Annotated in this window: 13 protein-coding genes; 10 read left to right on the top strand and 3 right to left on the bottom strand. The window is 68.3% G+C overall.

Going from position 1 to position 18,516, the window contains the following annotated elements; all coding sequences use genetic code 11:
* Positions 1-2: 2 nt before the first annotated feature.
* The gene (locus ACQP0C_RS09105) at positions 3-788 is read right to left on the bottom strand and encodes an alpha/beta fold hydrolase (RefSeq protein WP_433732420.1); all 786 of its coding nucleotides are present in this window, start codon (positions 786-788) and stop codon (positions 3-5) included.
* An 84-nt stretch (positions 789-872) separates the two neighbouring features.
* Here ACQP0C_RS09105 and ACQP0C_RS09110 point away from each other — a divergent pair, with 84 nt between their 5' ends.
* From ACQP0C_RS09110 to nudC, 4 genes are all read left to right on the top strand, one after another.
* Positions 873-5,495, top strand: a complete 4,623-nt coding sequence (locus ACQP0C_RS09110) for a PD-(D/E)XK nuclease family protein (RefSeq protein ID WP_433732422.1) — start codon at positions 873-875, stop codon at positions 5,493-5,495.
* 73 nt (positions 5,496-5,568) lie between these two features.
* On the top strand, positions 5,569-9,846 hold the full coding sequence (locus ACQP0C_RS09115; RefSeq protein ID WP_433732424.1) for a UvrD-helicase domain-containing protein: 4,278 nt from the start codon (positions 5,569-5,571) through the stop codon (positions 9,844-9,846).
* Positions 9,847-9,965: 119 nt separating this feature from the next.
* Positions 9,966-11,021, top strand: coding sequence for a potassium channel family protein (locus tag ACQP0C_RS09120; RefSeq protein WP_433683170.1), 1,056 nt, complete (start codon positions 9,966-9,968; stop codon positions 11,019-11,021).
* 48 nt (positions 11,022-11,069) lie between these two features.
* Positions 11,070-11,975: an NAD(+) diphosphatase gene (gene nudC / locus ACQP0C_RS09125; protein WP_433732426.1), complete on the top strand. Its 906-nt coding sequence runs from the start codon at positions 11,070-11,072 to the stop codon at positions 11,973-11,975.
* Positions 11,976-12,036: 61 nt separating this feature from the next.
* On the opposite strand, the gene ACQP0C_RS09130 is transcribed toward nudC, so the two are convergent.
* Entirely contained in the window at positions 12,037-12,267 is a 231-nt protein-coding gene (locus ACQP0C_RS09130; RefSeq protein ID WP_433734487.1) for a mycoredoxin, read from the bottom strand.
* 107 nt (positions 12,268-12,374) lie between these two features.
* Here ACQP0C_RS09130 and ACQP0C_RS09135 point away from each other — a divergent pair, with 107 nt between their 5' ends.
* The 6 genes from ACQP0C_RS09135 (at position 12,375) to ACQP0C_RS09160 (ending at position 17,000) form a co-directional block, all read left to right on the top strand.
* Complete coding sequence (locus ACQP0C_RS09135) at positions 12,375-12,797, top strand: SRPBCC family protein (protein WP_433732428.1); 423 nt, start codon at positions 12,375-12,377, stop codon at positions 12,795-12,797.
* The gene (locus ACQP0C_RS09140; RefSeq protein WP_433732430.1) at positions 12,794-13,348 is read left to right on the top strand and encodes an EVE domain-containing protein; all 555 of its coding nucleotides are present in this window, start codon (positions 12,794-12,796) and stop codon (positions 13,346-13,348) included. Before ACQP0C_RS09135 ends, ACQP0C_RS09140 begins: the two co-directional genes overlap by 4 nt.
* On the top strand, positions 13,341-13,799 hold the full coding sequence (locus tag ACQP0C_RS09145) for a MarR family winged helix-turn-helix transcriptional regulator (protein WP_433732432.1): 459 nt from the start codon (positions 13,341-13,343) through the stop codon (positions 13,797-13,799). Before ACQP0C_RS09140 ends, ACQP0C_RS09145 begins: the two co-directional genes overlap by 8 nt.
* A gap of 106 nt (positions 13,800-13,905) precedes the next feature.
* Positions 13,906-16,080, top strand: coding sequence for an ATP-dependent DNA helicase UvrD2 (locus ACQP0C_RS09150; protein WP_433734488.1), 2,175 nt, complete (start codon positions 13,906-13,908; stop codon positions 16,078-16,080).
* A gap of 108 nt (positions 16,081-16,188) precedes the next feature.
* Positions 16,189-16,536: a hypothetical protein gene (locus ACQP0C_RS09155; RefSeq protein ID WP_433732434.1), complete on the top strand. Its 348-nt coding sequence runs from the start codon at positions 16,189-16,191 to the stop codon at positions 16,534-16,536.
* A 182-nt stretch (positions 16,537-16,718) separates the two neighbouring features.
* A complete protein-coding gene (locus ACQP0C_RS09160; protein WP_433734489.1) occupies positions 16,719-17,000 on the top strand; it encodes a WhiB family transcriptional regulator in 282 nt (93 codons plus the stop codon).
* A 155-nt stretch (positions 17,001-17,155) separates the two neighbouring features.
* Here the strand turns inward: ACQP0C_RS09160 and ACQP0C_RS09165 are convergent, their stop codons facing one another.
* Complete coding sequence (locus tag ACQP0C_RS09165) at positions 17,156-18,499, bottom strand: ABC1 kinase family protein (RefSeq protein WP_433732436.1); 1,344 nt, start codon at positions 18,497-18,499, stop codon at positions 17,156-17,158.
* Between the last annotated feature and the right edge of the window lie 17 nt (positions 18,500-18,516).

Consider the following 18,516-nt stretch of genomic DNA (forward strand, 5'->3'; position numbering starts at 1 on the left):
AGTTACAGTACCGATCGGATCAGCGCCGCGGTCTCGGCCGGACGGGCCTGGGCGACCATATGATCGCAGTCCCATTCGAGCATGGTCAGATTCGCGCCGAGGTGTTCGGTGAGTGCGGTCCGGAACTCCGGCGTCACGAAGGGCGGCACCACCTTCATGGCCTGCACCAGGACCGTCGGCAGGTCCGCGGGTGGCAGCACGTAGTGCCGGGCCAGCTGGCCCCAGTAGGAATTGATGGCGGGCAGGCTGATCCGCCAGCCGACGCGGCCGTCGGCGGTCGGCATCAGATGTTCGGTGAGTTCGGCGTCGAGCAGGCGCGGCTCCACCTCGCCCCAGCCGGTGGAGATCTTGTCCTGACGCGCGTGCTCGACGGTGTCGTAGTCCGGTGAGGCCAGACTGGACAGGGCGATATCCATCAGGCGCTCCGGCTCGAGCGCGATGGCCGAATCGAGCAGGATCAATTTGCGCACCAGGTGCGGATGGTGATGAACCAGGTGCAGTGCGCAGGCTCCGCCGAACGAATGCGCGACCACCACCACCGGCTCGTCGGCCTCCGCGGCCAGCAGTTCGACCAGATCCTCGACGATGGCCTCGAAGTTCCACGGCGGCAGCGCGGGCGAGCGGCCGTGTCCGCGCAGGTCGGGGGCGATGATCCGGATATCGGGCAGATGTCGGGTCGCCAGCTCCTCCCAGCGTTTGCCGTGACCGGTCACACCATGCAGGGCCAGGACTTTCGGCCCGTCGGTTGGTCCGTACCGGTACACATGAAGAGGCGACACAGGACCCATATTGACGTATATCGAAACCCATCGCAGATCGAGGCATGTGTTCGACCTCACCGACGCGTGAATCGGCCGCGTGGCGTGTCGGGGGTGTCTGTTGCAATAGCCCGCGTGGTGCGATCGGATAGCGCGGTGCGACTTGTTCGCCGAAATGTGGCGGCACCCCCGGCTCTGGTCTGGGGTGCCGATGTCCGTGCGCTGTTCGACGCCGCCGCCCTCGTCGGCCCGATTCGGCCGGGGTGGCGGCCCTGGCAGGTGCTCGGCGGCCCCGGCACCGGTAAGACGGCGCTGCTGATCGATCTGGCCGCCGAGCGCATCGCCGCGGGCGCCGATCCGGAATCGGTGCTGGTGCTGACCCATTCGAAGCGGGCGGCGAGTACCGTGCGCGACGCGATCACCGCGCGGCTGAGCGGTCCGGGCACCGCGGAGGGCGGTGTGCCCGGTGCCACCAGGGAGCCGCTGGTGCGCACGCTGCACTCCTACGCGTTCTCGGTATTGCGCAGACATGCCAGCGCACACGGCAATCCGCCGCCGCGTTTGCTGACCGGTGCCGAGCAGGATGCCGTCGTGCGCGAAATGCTGCGCGGCGACCTGACCGATATCGCGGCCGGAGCCGGTAACCTCTGGCCGGAAAGGTTGCAGCCCGCGCTCGGCCTCGGCGGCTTCGCCGAACAGTTGCGCGATCTCATGCTGCGGGCCACCGAACGCGGACTCGGTCCCGAGGATCTGGTGCGGCTGGGCCGCGAGCACGGGCGGCCGGAGTGGGTGGCGGCGGGTAAATTCGCGGTCCGATACGAACAGTCGATGCTGCTGCGCTGGTCGGTCGGGGTAGAGGCGCCCGAGGCGACCGCACCGGCACTGGACGCGGCCGAACTCGTCGGTGCGGCATTGGACGCGCTGGCCGGTGACGCCGATCTGCTCGCGGCCGAACGGAATCGGATCCGATATCTGCTGGTCGACGATGCGCAGCATGTGGATCCGCAGGCGGCGCTGTTGATCGAGGTGATGGGCACCGCCGCACACACCGCGGTCGTCGCGGGCGATCCGGATCAGGGTGTATTCGCCTTCCGCGGTGCGGACCCGCGCTTCGTCGCCGATCTGGCGGCGCCGGACGGACAGCGAATCATCCTGCGGGACAACCACCGATCGGGCGGCCAGGTACAACTGGCCGTCGCGCGGATCGCCGCGAAATTGCCCGGCAGTGCGCCACAACGCTTTTCGGCACCCGGTCACGCGGTCGAGCCAACCGATGACGGCACCGACGTACGGGTGCGGGTGCTGGCCACCCCGGCCAAGGAGGCCGCCCTGATCGCCGACCATTTGCGCCGCGCCCACCTCACCGACGGCGTCGCCTGGTCGCGGATGGCGGTGATCGTCCGCTCGGTGCCGCTGTCGCTGGCACCGCTGCGCCGCGCCCTGCTCGCGGCCGGAGTGCCGGTGCAGCAGCCCGCGCTCGACACACCACTGGCTCGGCGGCGCGGTGCGGCCTGGATGCTGCTCGCACTGCGGGCGGTGCTGGCCGAGGAAGCACAGCGGCGTGGGCGACGGCGCTCGGCCGAGGCGATGTTCTCGGCGGAGGATGCCTTGGATCTGTTGGCCGGACCGCTCGGCGGAGCCGATCAGATCACCCTGCGTCGATTGCGTCGCGGTATCCGGCGCAGTGTGCTGGAGTCCGCACGCAGTGAAGTCAAGTCCGCGCTGGGGCGCGCGAGTTCCGTGCCCGACGGTGAACCCGATTGGACCGCTGCGGATTTCCCGTTGGATGTTGGTGGGGATCTGCCGCCTGATGAGGCGGACCTGCCGCCCGGTGAGGCGGATCTGCTGGCGGACGAGGCGGGTGTCGGCGATAACGATGTCCGACGTGATATCGCGACGGCCGAGCGGAGCATCGGCGAAACCGAACGGATCGCCGACGATGCGGATTGGTACGGCATCGAGCCGGAATGGAGTCTGCGCGAGTCCGAATGGCAGGGCGAGCGTCCAGAATCGGATGCCGATGAGTACGAATCGGACAGCGCGACAACAGAAGACACTGGCGCCGCCGTCCGAGCTGCCGAAGCGGCCCTTGATGGCCCGGACCGCTTGGACGAGCCCAACGGTGGCGCGACCGCCCACCGGAATGCGGCCGAATCGCATACGGACGACGCCGAACGGGTCGGGCGGCGAGCCGATCAGGGTGGCGCGCAGCCGCAACATACCGGCGGACTTACCCGATCGGACAAGGCCGAATCGAGTCCCGACGACGCCGAAGGGATCGGGCGGCGGTCCGATCAGAGTGGCGCGGAGCGGCAATATGCCGGATCGGACGGGGCCGAATCGAGTTTCGACGACGTCGAAGGGGTCGGGCGGCGGTCCGATCGGAGTGGCGCGGAGCGGCAATATGCCGGATCGGACGGGGCCGAATCGAGTTTCGACGACGTCGAAGGGGTCGGGCGGCGGTCCGATCGGAGTGGCGCGGAGCGGCAATATGCCGGATCGGACGGGGCCGAATCGAGTTTCGACGACGTCGAAGGGGTCGGGCGGCGGTCCGATCGGAGTGGCGCGGAGCGGCAATATGCCGGATCGGACGGGGCCGAATCGAGTTTCGACGACGTCGAAGGGGTCGGGCGGCGGTCCGATCGGAGTGGCGCGGAGCGGCAATATGCCGGATCGGACGGGGCCGAATCGAGTTTCGACGACGTCGAAGGGGTCGGGCGGCGGTCCGATCGGAGTGGCGCGGAGCGGCAATATGCCGGATCAGACGGGGCCGAATCGAGTTTCGACGACGTCGAAGGGGTCGGGCGGCGGTCCGATCACGGTGGCGCGCAGGCGCGAAACGGCGGGCAAACCGGATCGGACGGGTCCGAATCCGACCCGGCCGACACCTGGCGCGCCTACGTCGACAAATCCTCCGCCGAGGTACTGCGTGACCTGCTGGTCGGGCGCGCGGACCGCCGAATCACGCAGCGGCTCACCGATGTCGAGGCCGCGCCGCTGAAGCGGGTCTTCGACGCACTCGACCGGGCCGCCAAGACCCGGCGCCGCGGTGCCGGTCTGGAGGATGTGCTCTGGGCGCTGTGGACCGGATCACGGCTCGAGCGGCGCTGGGTCGCGCAGTCCGAGCGCGGCGGGGCAGCGGGCATGCAGGCCGATCGCGACCTCGATGCCGCGGTCGGATTGTTCGACGCCGCGGCCGCCTATGTGGACCGGCTGCCGCGCGCGAGTATCGAGGGCTTCGTCGAATATCTTGTACAGCAGGAGATTCCGCACGACACCCGATCGCTGACCGCGCCGGGGGATGCGGTTGCGCTGCTCAGCGCGCACGCGTCGGCGGGCCGGGAGTGGGATGTGGTCGCGGTCGCCGCGGTACAGGAAGGCATTTGGCCGAATCCGCGCCCGCGCGGCACCCTGCTGCAGACCGAGGATCTGGTCGACCTCACCGCGGGCATTATCGACGCGGGTGATGTGGTCAGCCGTGCGGCCCCGATCATGGCCGAGGAGCGCAGGCTGCTGCTGGTCGCGTGCAGCCGGGCCCGGCGCTCACTGCTGGTCACCGCGGTGGAATCGGTAGCGGGCGAACGCGATCTGGTGCCCTCCCGATTCCTCGCCGAACTCCTCGGCCACGACGATGACAGCGAACCCGGCGCACTGCCGATCGCCGATCCGGGGCGGGCCCTGGTCATGCATGCGCTGGTGGCCGAATTGCGCGGTGTGGTCTGCGATGCCGAGGCCGATCCGGCGCGCAGGCGCCGCGCCGCGCACCAACTGGCCCGGCTGGCACACGCGGGCGTGCCAGGTACGCATCCGGACGAGTGGTACGGCACCGCCGATCTCAGCTCATCGCGTTCGCTCTGGAACGAGGACGACACCGCGGTCGCGCTATCCCCGTCCACCGTTGAGCTGCTGCGCACCTGCCCGCTGCGCTGGGCGCTGGAACGTCACGGCGGCACCGATGGCGATAACCCGCACGCCGTCAAGGGCAATCTGGTGCACACTCTCGTACAGGCGCTGGCGGGCAAGGTGCCCGAATCGCAGGTTCGCGCGGCATTGGACCGGGCCTGGCAGGCCATCGATCCCGGCACCGGCTGGCATTCGCGCCAGGAACTGCGCCGCACCGAGGCCATGTTGGAGACGTTCATGGCCTGGGTGCGCAATACCCGCGGTGAGCTGACCCAGGCCGGAGTCGAGGTTCCGGTCGACTGTGTGCTGCCCCCGCGCACCGAAGATGAACGCGCCGTGCGGATTCGGGGCCGGGTCGACCGGCTCGAGCGCGACGCCTTCGGGCGGTTCGTCATCGTCGATGTCAAGACCGGCAAGTCGCCGGTCACCAAGCAGGCCGCCGCCGACCACGCCCAACTCGCGACCTACCAGGTGGCGGCCGCCGCTGGCGCACTCGACATCGCGGTGGAATCCGACCCTGCGCGTGATGAATCGGACCCTGCGCGTGATGAATCCGGCTCGGGGCGCGATGCATCCGAAACTGTCGCAGGTGAACCCGGCGGCGGGAGACTGGTCTACGTCGCCAAACCCAGCAGTAAGGAGGGTGCCACCCAGCGCATGCAGCCCGCCCTCGACGCCGAGGCGCTCGAGAAATGGCGTGGCACAATTCACGATGCCGCGGCCGCCACGCAGGGCCCGAGCTACCTCGCCATGCGCAATGACGGCTGCAGGCACTGCTCGGTGGCGGGCAGCTGCCCCGTCCAGGACACCGGAAGGCAGGTGACCGACGAGTGAGCGAACGCAACGAGCGAACCATGTGCCAGCGCGCGTCGCGCATGCCGGAGCCGAGCGTCAGCGAGGCGCAGGCATGAGCGGCACCGTCTCGCCGAACCGGCTCGCGGAAGCGCTCGGCCTCCCGCCGCCCACCGACGAGCAGGCCGCCGTGATCGCGGCCCCACCCGGGCCGACCCTGGTGGTGGCCGGTGCGGGCGCGGGCAAAACCGAGACCATGGCTGCGCGCGTGGTGTGGATGGTCGCCAACCGCCTCGTGCTGCCCGACGAGGTACTCGGTCTGACCTTCACCCGAAAAGCCGCCCAGCAGTTGACCTCCCGCATCCGCACCCGGCTGGCCCGGCTGGCCGGTTCGCCACTGCTGCGCGAACTCGACACCGGCGGTGAGCTGCGCACCCAACTCTCCGGGGCCGAACCCGAGATCAGCACCTACCACTCGTATGCGGGGCGACTGCTCACTCAGCACGGCCTGCTGCTGCCGGTGGAGCCCTCCGCGACCTTGCTGACCGAAACCCAGCTCTGGCAACTCGCGCACCAGGTGGTCCGCAACTGGGACGGTGACCTCGATACCGAACGCACCCCGGTCTCGGTCACCGAGGCGGTGCTGGCCCTGTCCGGTCAGCTCGCCGAACACCTGGTGGAGCCCGAACAACTCGCCGAGGCCCATACCGAACTCGAAAAACTGGTGCACACGCTGCCCGCGGGTCCGCGCCAACGCGGCGGACCGAGCCAGGCGCTCCAGAACATCGTCCAGGTGCAGCGCGAACGCGTCGCGCTGCTGCCCCTGGTAAAGCAGTTGGCCGAGGCGTTGCGCCGCCGCGGTGCACTGGATTTCGGTGCCCAGATGTCCCTGGCTGCCCGCCTCGCCGCCGAACATCCCGAGGTCGCCGCCGCCGAACGCGCCCGCTTCCGCCTGGTCCTACTCGACGAATACCAGGACACCGGCCACGCCCAGCGCATCCTGCTCGCAGCACTGTTCGGCGGATCGCCACCGCAACCGCACACCAAACGGTCGCGAAAGGCCACCGCCCCATCGAAGTCCACCGCTGACACCGGCCCTGATCGTCCGTCGTCGTCAGGTGCGCCGATCGACCGGGACGTTCGTCCCGGCGGCCCCGGCTCCGACGGGGGTGAGTTCGATGCTGGTGTAGGCGGCTCTGGCTCGCACCGAAGTGTGCCCGATGCTGGTGTAGGCGGCTCTGGCTCGCACCGAAGTGTGCCCGACGCTGGTGTAGGCGGTTCCGGCTCGCACCGAAGTGTGCCCGACGCTGGTGTAGGCGGTTCCGGCTCGCACCGAAGTGTGCCCGACGCCGGCGGAAGCGGCTCTGGCTCGCACCGGGCCGACCCCGACGTTCGCCGGAGTGAGGACGGTGAGATGCGCGGGCATCGGTCGGAAACCGAGCAACGGGCGACCAGTCGTGGCGAACAGCGACTGGCGGTGACCGCGGTCGGCGATCCGATGCAGTCGATCTACGGCTGGCGCGGCGCATCCGCCGCCAACCTGCCCAGATTCGCCACCGACTTCCCCAGTGCCCCCGGCGTTCCCGCGCCGATTCTGCCGCTGCTGACCAGCTGGCGGAATCCGCCGGAAGCGCTGGCCCTGGCGAATCTGGTCGCCGAACCACTGCGCCGCAATGCCATCGACAGCGGTGGTGTCACCGTCGATGCGCTACGCGCGAAACCCGATGCCGCGCCGGGTGTCGTGGCCATGGCGCTCACCGAAACCGTTGCCGACGAACGCGACTGGGTGGCGGGCCGGATCGCGGCCGAATGGTCGACCAAGCGTGCAGCGGGAGCAGCTCCGCCGACCTCGGCCGTACTGGTGCGCCGCAATGCCGATGCCGCTCCGCTCGCGGAAGCCCTACGCGAACAAGGACTTCCGGTGGAGATCGTCGGTCTCGGCGGTTTGCTGGCCACTCCGGAGGTGGCCGATATCGTCGCCACCCTGCGGCTCATCGCCGAACCCGGTGCGGGCAGCGCCGCCATGCGCATCCTCACCGGCGCCCGCTGGCGCATCGGCGTCGCCGACCTCGCCGCACTCGCCCGCCGCGCCAGGGATCTGTCGATCAGCCGCCTGCACGGCAATGAGGTCGATGAGATCACCGACTCCACCGCACTCGCCGAGGCGCTGCGCGAGGTGGCGCCGGAACCGGCCGAACAGGCCGGTCTGGCCGATGCGATCGCCGATCCCGGTCCGCGGGAACAGTATTCGGAATCGGGCTTCCTGCGCATCGTGGCACTGGGCCGGGAACTCGCGGCACTGCGGGAACGCAGCGGCCAGCCACTCGCCGAACTCGTCGCGGATGTGGAACGCACCATCGGCGTCGGCGTGGAGACCCAGGCCCGTCGCGCGATGGTCGGCGCCGGTGCCGGACGCGAACATCTGGACGCCTTCGCCGAGGTGGTCGCCGGATATGCCAGCGATTCCGGTGCATCGCTCGGTGGCCTGCTCGCCTTCCTCGCCGCCGCGGAGTCGGTCGAAAACGGATTGGAGCCGGGCGAGGTCGAGGTCGCCCGGGATCGAGTCCAGGTATTGACCGTGCACGCGGCCAAGGGCCTGGAATGGGAGATCGTCGCGGTACCGCACGTCACCCGCGGGGTCTTCCCTTCCGGCGCGGCCTCGGGCACCTGGCTCGGCGCACTCGCCGAACTCCCCACCGCGCTGCGCGGCGACCGCCAACAGGACGATGCCGCCGAGGGTGTCCCGGTCCTCGACCTGTCGGATCTCTACGACCGCGCCGACCTGGAGCGAGCGATCAAGTCCCATAAGGAATCCCTGGATCGCCGCCGCATCGACGAAGACCGCCGCCTGTTCTACGTCGCCCTCACCAGAACCGAACGCGTCCTGCTCGTCGCCGCCCACCACTGGGCCGAAACCGGCACCGCCCCGAAAGGGCCATCGGATTTCCTCCTGGAACTCAAACATGCCAGCGAGGCGCCGGATAGCCCGGCGCATGGCGCGGTCACCATCGACCGCTGGGACGATGCCCCCGACGTCGACGCCGTCAACCCCTTCACCGATAACCCCGCGACCGCCGAATGGCCCCGCGACCCCCTCGGCAACCGCCGTGACCCCATCGAACGAGGTGCCTCCCTCGTCCGCGCCGCCCTCGCCGAACTTGCGGCACAACCGGCCGCAGGTGTCACTGCGACGAACCGAACGGTCCAGCCTGCAACCCGCGACAAAGCAACTGCCTCAGCCGATTTCGCGGACCGCGTGCCCCATGACATCGACATGGCACCGACTGTAGCCCCTGCCACCGACAACTTTGCCGACCCGAAAACAACGGCCGCCGGTCGCGCCGCGGTCGTACTGTCAGCCGACCCCTATTCCGACGTTCCCCCGCCCGACTTTCCCGATGCGCCCGCACCGTTCGACGACCCCTACGAACCGCCCGCGAGCGCTCCCGGTGCGCTCGATCGGCACAGCCAGGACGAATTCCCGCTGCCCCCACCCGACTTCGAACCACATCCCGACATGTCCGAGCCTCCCCTCAGCGAGTTCGAACCGCCTTTCGATGACTATGAACGGCCCTTCGGCGAATTCGAGCCGCCCCCGGACGAGTTCGGCTCATCGACCTCCGAACCCACACCGCCCCACGACCATTCCGCTGGACACGCGGACGATCCCGAGGACCCCGACGGTTGGGCCGCCGACGTCGACGCGCTACTCGCCGAATTCGAAGCCGACCAAGCGATCACAGAGGAAGTCGAACTCCCCGGCCAGATCGCCGCCACCGCCCTGGTCGAAATGCGTGCCGACCCAGCCGAGCTCGCCGCCCGCCTACGCCGCCCCCTGCCGTTCCCGCCGAATCCGCTGGCCCGCCGCGGCACGGCCTTCCACGCCTGGGTGCAGCGCTGGTTCGCCGCCGACCGCCTGCTCGGCTTCGACGAACTCCCCGGCGCGGACAGCGGCGCCGCCGATGCGGGCGTGGACACCGAACTGGTCGCCATGCAGGAGTCGTTCCTGAACTCCCCGTGGGCCCATCGCAGCCCGCTCGAGGTGGAAATCCCCTTCGAAACCTCGATTGCCGGCACGGTGATCCGCGGCCGGATGGATGCCGTCTTCGCCGAACCCGGCGGCGGCTGGATCGTGGTCGACTGGAAGACCGGCGCCGAACCCGCACCCGCCGACGAGCCAGCGGTCGCCATGCAGCTGGCCGTGTACCGACTGGCCTGGGCCAGATTGATGGCCGCGCGCGATCACGGCACCGAGGCGGAGATGCTCGAACGCATCGGCGCCGCATTCCATTACGTGCGCACCGGGCGCACGATCGCGCCCGCCGCACTGCCCGGCCCGGACGAATTGGCCGAGCTGATCAGAAATGCCGCGCCGAATGATCCGCGGCCATAGGTTCACCGACTGTTCGTGTGGGTGCGGGGTGGGGTCGCGGATACCCGGTAGGCTCCGGTGCGTGCCGGAGGGACAAATGACGCCGGAGGTAATCGACTCGGCCAGGGCGGGTGAGTCCGGTGTTCGGTGATCGCGCACGCAGTGTCGGATTGTCGAGTCGCCCGGATTTCGCGCTGGTCGGTGTGCTGCGCATCCCCGAAATCCAGTCCAGTCCAGGGGCTTCGCTGGTGCGCCGGGTGCTCTTCGCGATCGGGTTGCTGTTCGCCGCGGCGCTGGTGGTGTACGTGGGTCGCGATGGGTACCACGACAATTCCGGGAACGAGCTGTCGTTCCTCGACGCCTTGTACTACGCGACGGTGTCGCTGTCGACCACCGGCTACGGCGATATCGCGCCGGTGACCCCCGAGGCCAGGCTCGTCAATATCGTCATCATCACCCCGCTGCGCATTCTCTTCCTCATCGTGCTCGTCGGTACCACCATCGGCGTACTCACCGAGCGTTCCCGGCAGGCATTCAAGATTCAGCGTTGGAGGCGCAGCGTGCGTAATCACACCGTGGTGGTCGGATACGGGACGAAGGGCCGCACCGCGGTCGACGCCATGCTCGGCGACGGCATCCAGCCCGCCGATATCGTCGTGGTCGATACCGATTCCGTGGCACTGGAGGCCGCGGCGAATGCGGGCCTGGTGACGGTGCACGGTTCGGCCACCCAATCCGATGTGCTCCGGCTGGCCGGTGTGCAGCGCGCGGCTTCGGTCATCGTCGCGGCCAACCGCGACGACACCGCCGTGCTGGTCAGCCTCACGGCACGCGAACTCAACAAGAGCGCCAAGATCGTCGTCGCGATCCGGGAGGCCGAGAACACCCATCTGCTGCGCCAGTCCGGCGCGGATTCGGTGGTGGTCTCCTCCGAGACCGCCGGCCGTTTGCTCGGCATCGCCACCACCACCCCGACCGTGGTCGAGATGATCGAGGATCTGCTGACCCCCGAGGAGGGCTTCGCGGTCGCCGAACGCGATGTGGAACCGTCCGAGGTCGGCGGCTCGCCCCGACATCTCGGCGATATCGTGCTCGGCGTGGTGCGCGGCGGTGTGCTGATCCGGGTGGGTCAGGCCGAGGTGGACGCGCTGGAGGCGACCGACAAGCTGCTGTACATCCGGCACGCGGGCCGGTGATACCGGCGCGACGGTTGGCGTTCGCGGCGGCGCGATAGTCTCGAACCCGTGGCCTCAGGATTTCAGCTCAATGGTGTTCCGCTGCTTTCGCGTTCAGTGCTCGACCGGGCCGAGGCGATCCGGACCGATGAACAGGCGCTGAAGGAGGGCTGGGCCGAGGCCGAATTACTCCGGGTCAATAAGCGCGGGCAGTTCCGCTTCGACAATGGCGCACTGGTGCTGGAGCCGGCGATCGAACTGTCCGCCGAACCGAATCCGGCCGCGGTATTTCTCGGCATCAGCGACGGCAAACACGTCTGGGCGGTGCGCGATCCCGAACTGCAGGGCACGCTGACCGATCTGCGGGCGATGGCCGGCGGCGTAGACGATCTCACCGCCGGTCTGCTCACCGCCGCCATGGCCCTGCTGAACTGGCATGACAAGGCCGGGTTCAATGCCGGCGACGGCACCGCGACGGTCGCGACCAAGGGCGGTTGGTCGCGGGTCACCGAGGGCGGCCACGAGGAGTTCCCCCGCATCGATCCGGCCGTCATCTGCCTGATCCACGACGGCGGCGACCGGGTGCTGCTGGCTCGCCAGCACACTTGGCCCAAGACGCTATTCTCCCTGCTCGCCGGATTCGTCGAGGCGGGGGAGTCGCTAGAGCGCTGCGTCGAGCGCGAGATGGGCGAGGAAGTCGGACTCCAGGTCCGTGACATCACCTACCTGGGCAGTCAGCCGTGGCCGTTCCCGCGATCGCTGATGCTCGGATTCGCCGCCGTCGCCGATCCCGATCAGCCGCTCATCTTTTCCGACGGCGAGATCGCCGAGGCCTACTGGTTCACCCGCGCCGAGGTGCGCGAGGCGCTGGCCGTCGGCGATTGGTCCGCGCAGAACCAGGGCGCGCGGCTGCTGCTGCCGGGGTCGATCTCCATCGCGCGCACGATCGTGGAGTCCTGGGCGGCGCTGGGCTGATCGCGGCACAAAAAGTTCCGTGCGGGCCGCGAGGTCCGCACGGATGTGGTTGCCGACCCGATCAGGCCAGTGTGGCCAGTGTCTGCTTGACCGCGGCCAGCGACGGGTTGGTCGCCGTTGAACCGTCCGCGAACTTCACCGTCGGCACCACATGGTTGCCGCCGTTCACGCTGCCGACGAACTCGGCCGATGCCGGATCCTGTTCGATATCGACCTCAACATAGCTGATGCCGGACTCGTCCAACTGCTTCTTGAGCCTGCGGCAGTAGCCGCACCAGGTGGTCGAGTACATCGTCAAGGCGGGAGTCAAGTCAGTCACGGATCGTTCAACATTCCACGGTCCGATCCTGTTCCGTCCTCGGACTTGCGCTGGATTTAATATGCGCGCATACTAAATCCATGACAACGATCGCCACCGCACAGGCCACCTCGACCGCCGCACCCGCCGCCTTCTTCGCCAAGTGGGCCGATATGGCCACCTGGCCGGAGTGGAACAACGACACCGAATGGGTCCGCCTCGACGGTCCGTTCACCCAGGGCGCGACCGGCACCTTGAAGCCGAAGGGCGGCCCCAAGGTTTCGTTCCGGGTCGAACGGCTCTCCGATACCGAATTCGTCGACGTCTCCAAGCTCATCGGCGCCCGCCTGACCTTCGACCATCAGGTCGCGACCGGTCCGCAGGGCACGACGGTGACGGTGACCGTTTCGATCGACGGGCCGCTGCGCTGGTTCTGGATCAAGGTGATGGGCGGCGATATCGCCAAGTCCGTCGCGTCCGATCTCGATGCCCTCGTCGCAGCGGCCGAGGCGGTGCTCGTATGAACACGGCATCGCGCAGCGATTCGATGCGGGGCGGTGGTCGGGCGACGGCCGGGCACACGGCACCGCGCAGCGATCCAATGAGGGGTGATCGGGCGACGGCCGGGCAGCGGTACTGGCTCGGCGTGGTGTCGCGCGAGCACGTGCTGCGCGGTGTCGAACTCGGCATCGCGCAGGTCAACCACGGCAAGCGGACACCGCTGGAACGAATGCGTCCCGGCGATGGCTTCCTCTATTACTCACCGCGCGAGGGCATGCGGACCGGCGCGCCGATCCGTTCCTTCACCGCGATCGGCACCATCGCCGACCGCCCGGTCTGGCAGGCGGACCCGCAGGATGGCGGCTGCTTCCAGCCATGGCGCCGCGCGGTGCACTATCGCACCGACGCGCGTGTGATCCCCATCGAGGAACTGCGCGGCGAACTGGATCTCACCAGTGCGCCGAATTGGGGCATGGTGCTGCGCCGCGGGCTGGTCGAACTGACCGCGCACGACTTCGCGGTCGTCGCACAGGCGATGATCGACGAACCCGAGGTAAGGGAGGCATATGAGTGAGGACCGGGGTCTGCGCTCCGAATTCGCCGAGGCCGACGAAAGTCCTGGGCTCTTGCTCTGGCAGGTGACCAATCGCTGGCAGGCCGCCCAGCGGGCGGCGCTGGCCCCATTCGATCTGACCCATGTCCAGTTCGTCCTGCTGGCCGCGCTGACCTATCTGGCCGCACGTCGCGACGAACCGGTGATGCAACGTGATCTGGCCGCGTACGCCGCCACCGATCCGATGATGACCTCCCAGGTCGTGCGCGCGCTCGAGCAGAAGGGTCTGCTCGAGCGGCGCGACCACCCGCACGACCGCAGGGCCAAGGCTCTTGTCCCCACCGAAGACGGTGTGGCACTGGCGAATCGGGCGCTGGTAGGGGTCGAGAACTGCGATCACGAGTTCTTCGGCCCGCTCGGCGGCGAGGCGCGAACGTTCGCGGGCGCGCTGCGGCAATTGCGCGATCGCTAGGCCCTCGTCTCATCGTCCGTAGCGCGATCCGCCTCGTGAAACGGCGCGACCGGTCGCGTGGCGGCTGCTGGCCGGGCGGCACGACTTGTCGGCGGGCACTGCCATGATGGGTGTCGTGTCGGCAACCAGTACGAGCGAGCCCCTGCGCCCAGCGCTGGACTCGCTGGACCCCGAACAAGCCGCCGCCGTGCGGGCACCGCGCGGGCCGGTGTGTGTGCTCGCGGGCGCGGGGACCGGCAAGACCAGGACCATTACCCATCGCATCGCGCATCTGGTCTCCGCCGGACATGTGAAGGCCGACCAGGTGCTCGCGGTGACATTCACCGCGCGCGCGGCGGGGGAGATGCGCGCCCGCCTGCGCGCGCTCGGACTCGGCGGCGAGGCCAACCAGGTCCAGGCACGTACCTTCCACGCGGCCGCGCTGCGGCAGTTGAAGTACTTCTGGCCGCAGGTCGTCGGGGATGTGCCCTGGCAGTTGATCGATCGCAAATACCCGATCGTGGCGCAGGCGGCGCATCAGGCCGGATTGTCCTCACATACCGAAGCCGTTCGCGATCTGCTCACCGAAATCGAATGGGCCAAGGCCACTCTCATCGCGCCGGAGGACTATCCGGCGGCCGTGGCCCGGCATCGGCGCGAGCCACCGTACGACCCGATGCGCGTCGCCGCGGTCTACAGCGGCTACGAAAAGCTCAAGGCCACGCCGGACGGTCTGCTGCTCGACTTCGACGATCTGCTGCTGCACACCGCCGCCGCACTGGAGGACTATCCCGCGGTGGCCGACGAATTCCGCGGGCGCTACCGCAGTTTCGTGGTCGATGAATATCAGGACGTCACGCCCCTGCAGCAGCGGGTGCTCGATGCCTGGCTCGGCGAGCGCGACGATCTGACCGTGGTCGGCGATGCGAACCAGACGATCTATTCGTTCACCGGCGCCACCCCCGGCTATCTGCTCGACTTCTCCCGGCGCTTTCCGGAGGCGACGGTGATCCGGCTGGAGCGCGACTATCGCTCGACGCCGCAGGTGGTCTCGCTGGCCAATCGGGTCATCGGTGCCGCGCGCGGGCGCATCGCCGGCACCCGGCTGCAACTGGTCGGCCAGCGCGACGACGGGCCGGAACCGGCCTTCGCCGAATTCGACGACGGTCCCGCCGAGGCCACCGCGGTCGCCCGGTCCATCAAGAAACTGATCGCCGCGGGCACACCGGCCGCCGAAATCGCGGTGCTCTACCGGATCAACGCGCAATCCGAGGCCTATGAACAGGCGCTGACCGAACAAGGCATCCCTTATCAGGTCCGCGGTGGTGAAGGCTTCTTCGCCCGTGCTGAGGTAAGGCAAGCCATATCCGTGCTGCGGCAGGTCGCATCCCGCGACGATCTGCCCGACCGGTCCAGCAGCGGTAAGGCCCTGGTCACTTTGGTGCGCGCCGCCCTCGCGCCGGTCGGCCTCACCGCCACCGAACCGGCGGGCGCCCAGGCCCGCGAGCGCTGGGAATCGCTGGTGGCGCTGGTGCGGCTGACCGAGGAGTTGGTCGACCACGACGACGCGCTCGATCTACTCGGCCTGTTGCGTGAACTCGCCGCGCGCGCCGAGGCCAGGCATCCACCGACCGTGCAGGGTGTCACCCTCGCGTCATTACACGCGGCGAAGGGGCTGGAGTGGGATGCGGTATTCCTCGTCGGCGTCGCCGACGGCACCCTGCCGATCGCGCATGTGCTCGGCGACGACGGTTCGGTCGCCGATCAGGCCGCGCTCGAGGAGGAGCGGCGACTGCTCTATGTCGGGGTGACCAGGGCCCGCGAACACCTGCAGCTGTCCTGGGCACTGGCCCGCGGCGAGGGCGGCAGGCGCACCCGGCGGCGCTCCCGATTCCTCAATGGTCTGGTGCCCGACGACTCGCCCGCCTCGCGAATCGCCGCGCCGGTCGCCGACACCGCCGCGAACAGTGCGCGCCCGACCTGCCGGATCTGTGCCAAACCATTGATCGGCACCTACGCGACCATGCTCGGTCGCTGCCGCCGCTGTCCGGCCGAACTGGACGCCGAGCTACTGGCCGCGCTGCAGGCGTGGCGGGAGGAGAAGGCGCAGGATCTGCGGGTGCGCGAGTTCGTGATCTTCACCGACACCACACTCACCGCGATCGCCGAGCAACTGCCCGCCGATGACAACGCACTGGCCGCCATCCCCGGAATCGGGGCCAAGAAGCTCGAGCAATATGGGGCCGAGGTGTTGAAGATAGTGGCATCGCGACTGCGGTCAAGCCCACAAAACCGCAGGTAGAAAATAAGTTGTCGCGATGGGCGCCAACACATATGGTGGGAATCACGCACCGGGAGGTCATCCCGGCGCGCACAGTTACCGACACGAGTACAGGAGGGAGGCAGAACGATGAATGACAACACGAACTTCAGCGCCAGCGGCGTTGCGGTGAATGCTGCACCCGTCATGTCGGCCTCCCGGGGGATCCTCGCTGCTTTGCAGGGGATCGGTCTGTCCGGCGTCGACGTATTCGGGATTCAGGCGCAATCCATGCCTATGCATTCCCCGATTTGCGTCAACGAGCAGGACAAGCCCAGCGCGGGCTGGCACCCGGCATTTGCCACCGAGGCAGAAGTCGGCGCGTTCGCAGTTGAGGCCGGATATGCACCGGCAGCAGATCTGCGGGCAGCACGCCTCCGCCGCACCACCCACCCAGCGACCGTGATCAGGATTCGACAGAGATGTCGAACTAGGTAGGGAACACTCCCCGACCTCCTGGCCACGGATCGCCCGAAGCGAAACCGTGGCCAGTATTTTCTACCGGCCCTTCAGCCACAACCGGCCTCGGTTTCGCGGAACGAACGAAACGTACCGCTGCAAACGAGCTGAAGGAGAACGACGTGTTCACCGCAGAGAGCTGGCCACAAGCCACTACTGACGTGACATGCCGAACCGTGGCACGGCCCACCCGCCCCCGGGAGGTCACAAAGGTGCCTTGTCGAGCCGGAGATCCCGATCTCTGGTTCGCCGAGAGCCCGGTCCAGCTGGAGCAGGCCAAGGCGCTGTGCGCGTCTTGCCCCATCCGCAAGGGCTGCCTGAGCGCGGCCATGGATCGGCGTGAGCCGTGGGGTGTCTGGGGCGGTGAGATCTTCGACCAGGGTGTCGTGATCGCCCGCAAGCGCCCGCGTGGTCGTCCACGCAAGGTCGCGATCTCGGCATGAGATGCCTGACCTCCCTCCCTCCGGTCGCTGAGGCCTATCCGGCCGTTTCGGATCCGGGCCGGGCCCAGGAACGAGAAAGCAAACAAGCCGCTCACCGTGAGATCCGGTGGGCGGCTCGTTTGCGTTCTGGCTCAATGTCTTTCGGTCGGGGACCGTCAGCTGGCCGAGCGCTCCTCGCGGAAGCCGGGCATCCAGGTCCGCACCAGCTGCATGAACGGCAGCTCCGCATCGAGCTGCGCCAGGATGCCGACCGAACCGCCGAGCACCCGGAAGATCATCACGAACTGCGCGGGCAACTGCAGGGCGCGCGCGGTCTTCATATCCGCGCTGGTGATATCGGAGGCCTTACCCGCCACCCGCTGCATCCACTTGCGGGTGAAGTGGAACGAATCGGTCTGGATCGGGTCGGTGAACGGCCGCAGGTAGTCGGCGATCTCCTTATCGGTGACCGTCCGGCCCGGAATCACCCAGCCGTTGTCGTACATGAGCTCGACCAGTTCATCGAAGCGTTCGTCGATTTCGAGCGCGAGCATGCGTCCCAGGATTTCCGGAAAGCCGTCCGGCATGGGTGCGCAGGCGCCGAAGTCGATGACGGCCAGTTTGCCGTCGGACAGCATCATGAAGTTGCCCGGATGCGGGTCGGCGTGCAGCAGGCCGACGGTCTCCGGTGCGGAGAAGTGGAACTTGCCCATCAATCCGGCGACCCGATTGCGCAGCGCGCGCGTGCCTTCCGGATCCTCGGCGCCCTGTTTGATGATCGCCGAGACCGCGGTGCCGTCGAGCCATTCGGTCACGATCACCTTCGGCGCGCTGGCCACCACCTTCGGCACCACGATCTCCGGATGCCCGTCGTAACCCTTCGCGAAGGCGCGCTGGTTGGCGGCCTCATTGCGGTAGTCGAGTTCTTCCTCGGTGCGCTCGGTGATCTCGGCCAGGATCGGCTTGATATCGGCGCCCGGAATTACCGAGGCGATCAGGCCGGTCATCCGGGACAGTGTCTTGAGATCGGCGCGCAGCGCCTCATCGGCGCCCGGATACTGCACCTTTACCGCGACATCCCGCCCGTCGGACCAGACCGCCCGGTGCACCTGGCCGATGCTCGCCGATGCGGCCGGAGTGTCGTCGAAGGATCGAAAGCGTTGCCGCCATTGGGTTCCGAGTTGTTGGTCGAGCACCCGGTGCACGGTCTCGGCTGGCATCGGCGGCGCGGCCGCCTGCAGTTTGGTGAGTGCCTCGCGATAGTGCTCGCCGAGCTCCTCGGGAACCGCGGCCTCCATCACGCTCAGCGCCTGGCCGAATTTCATCGCGCCACCCTTGAGCTCACCGAGCACGGTGAACAATTGCTCGGCGGCCTTCTGGTTCAACTGGGCGTTGATCTCCGACTTATCGCCACCGGCCAGTTTCTTGCCGAACCCGACGGCGGCCCGTCCGGCGATTCCCAGCGGAATCTTGGCTAACTTGGCATTGCGGGTTGAGCGACGACGCACAATCTCAGACACGTACCCATCATGGCGGA

The organism is Nocardia sp. CA-129566 (assembly GCF_050956075.1).
Taxonomy (GTDB): domain Bacteria; phylum Actinomycetota; class Actinomycetes; order Mycobacteriales; family Mycobacteriaceae; genus Nocardia.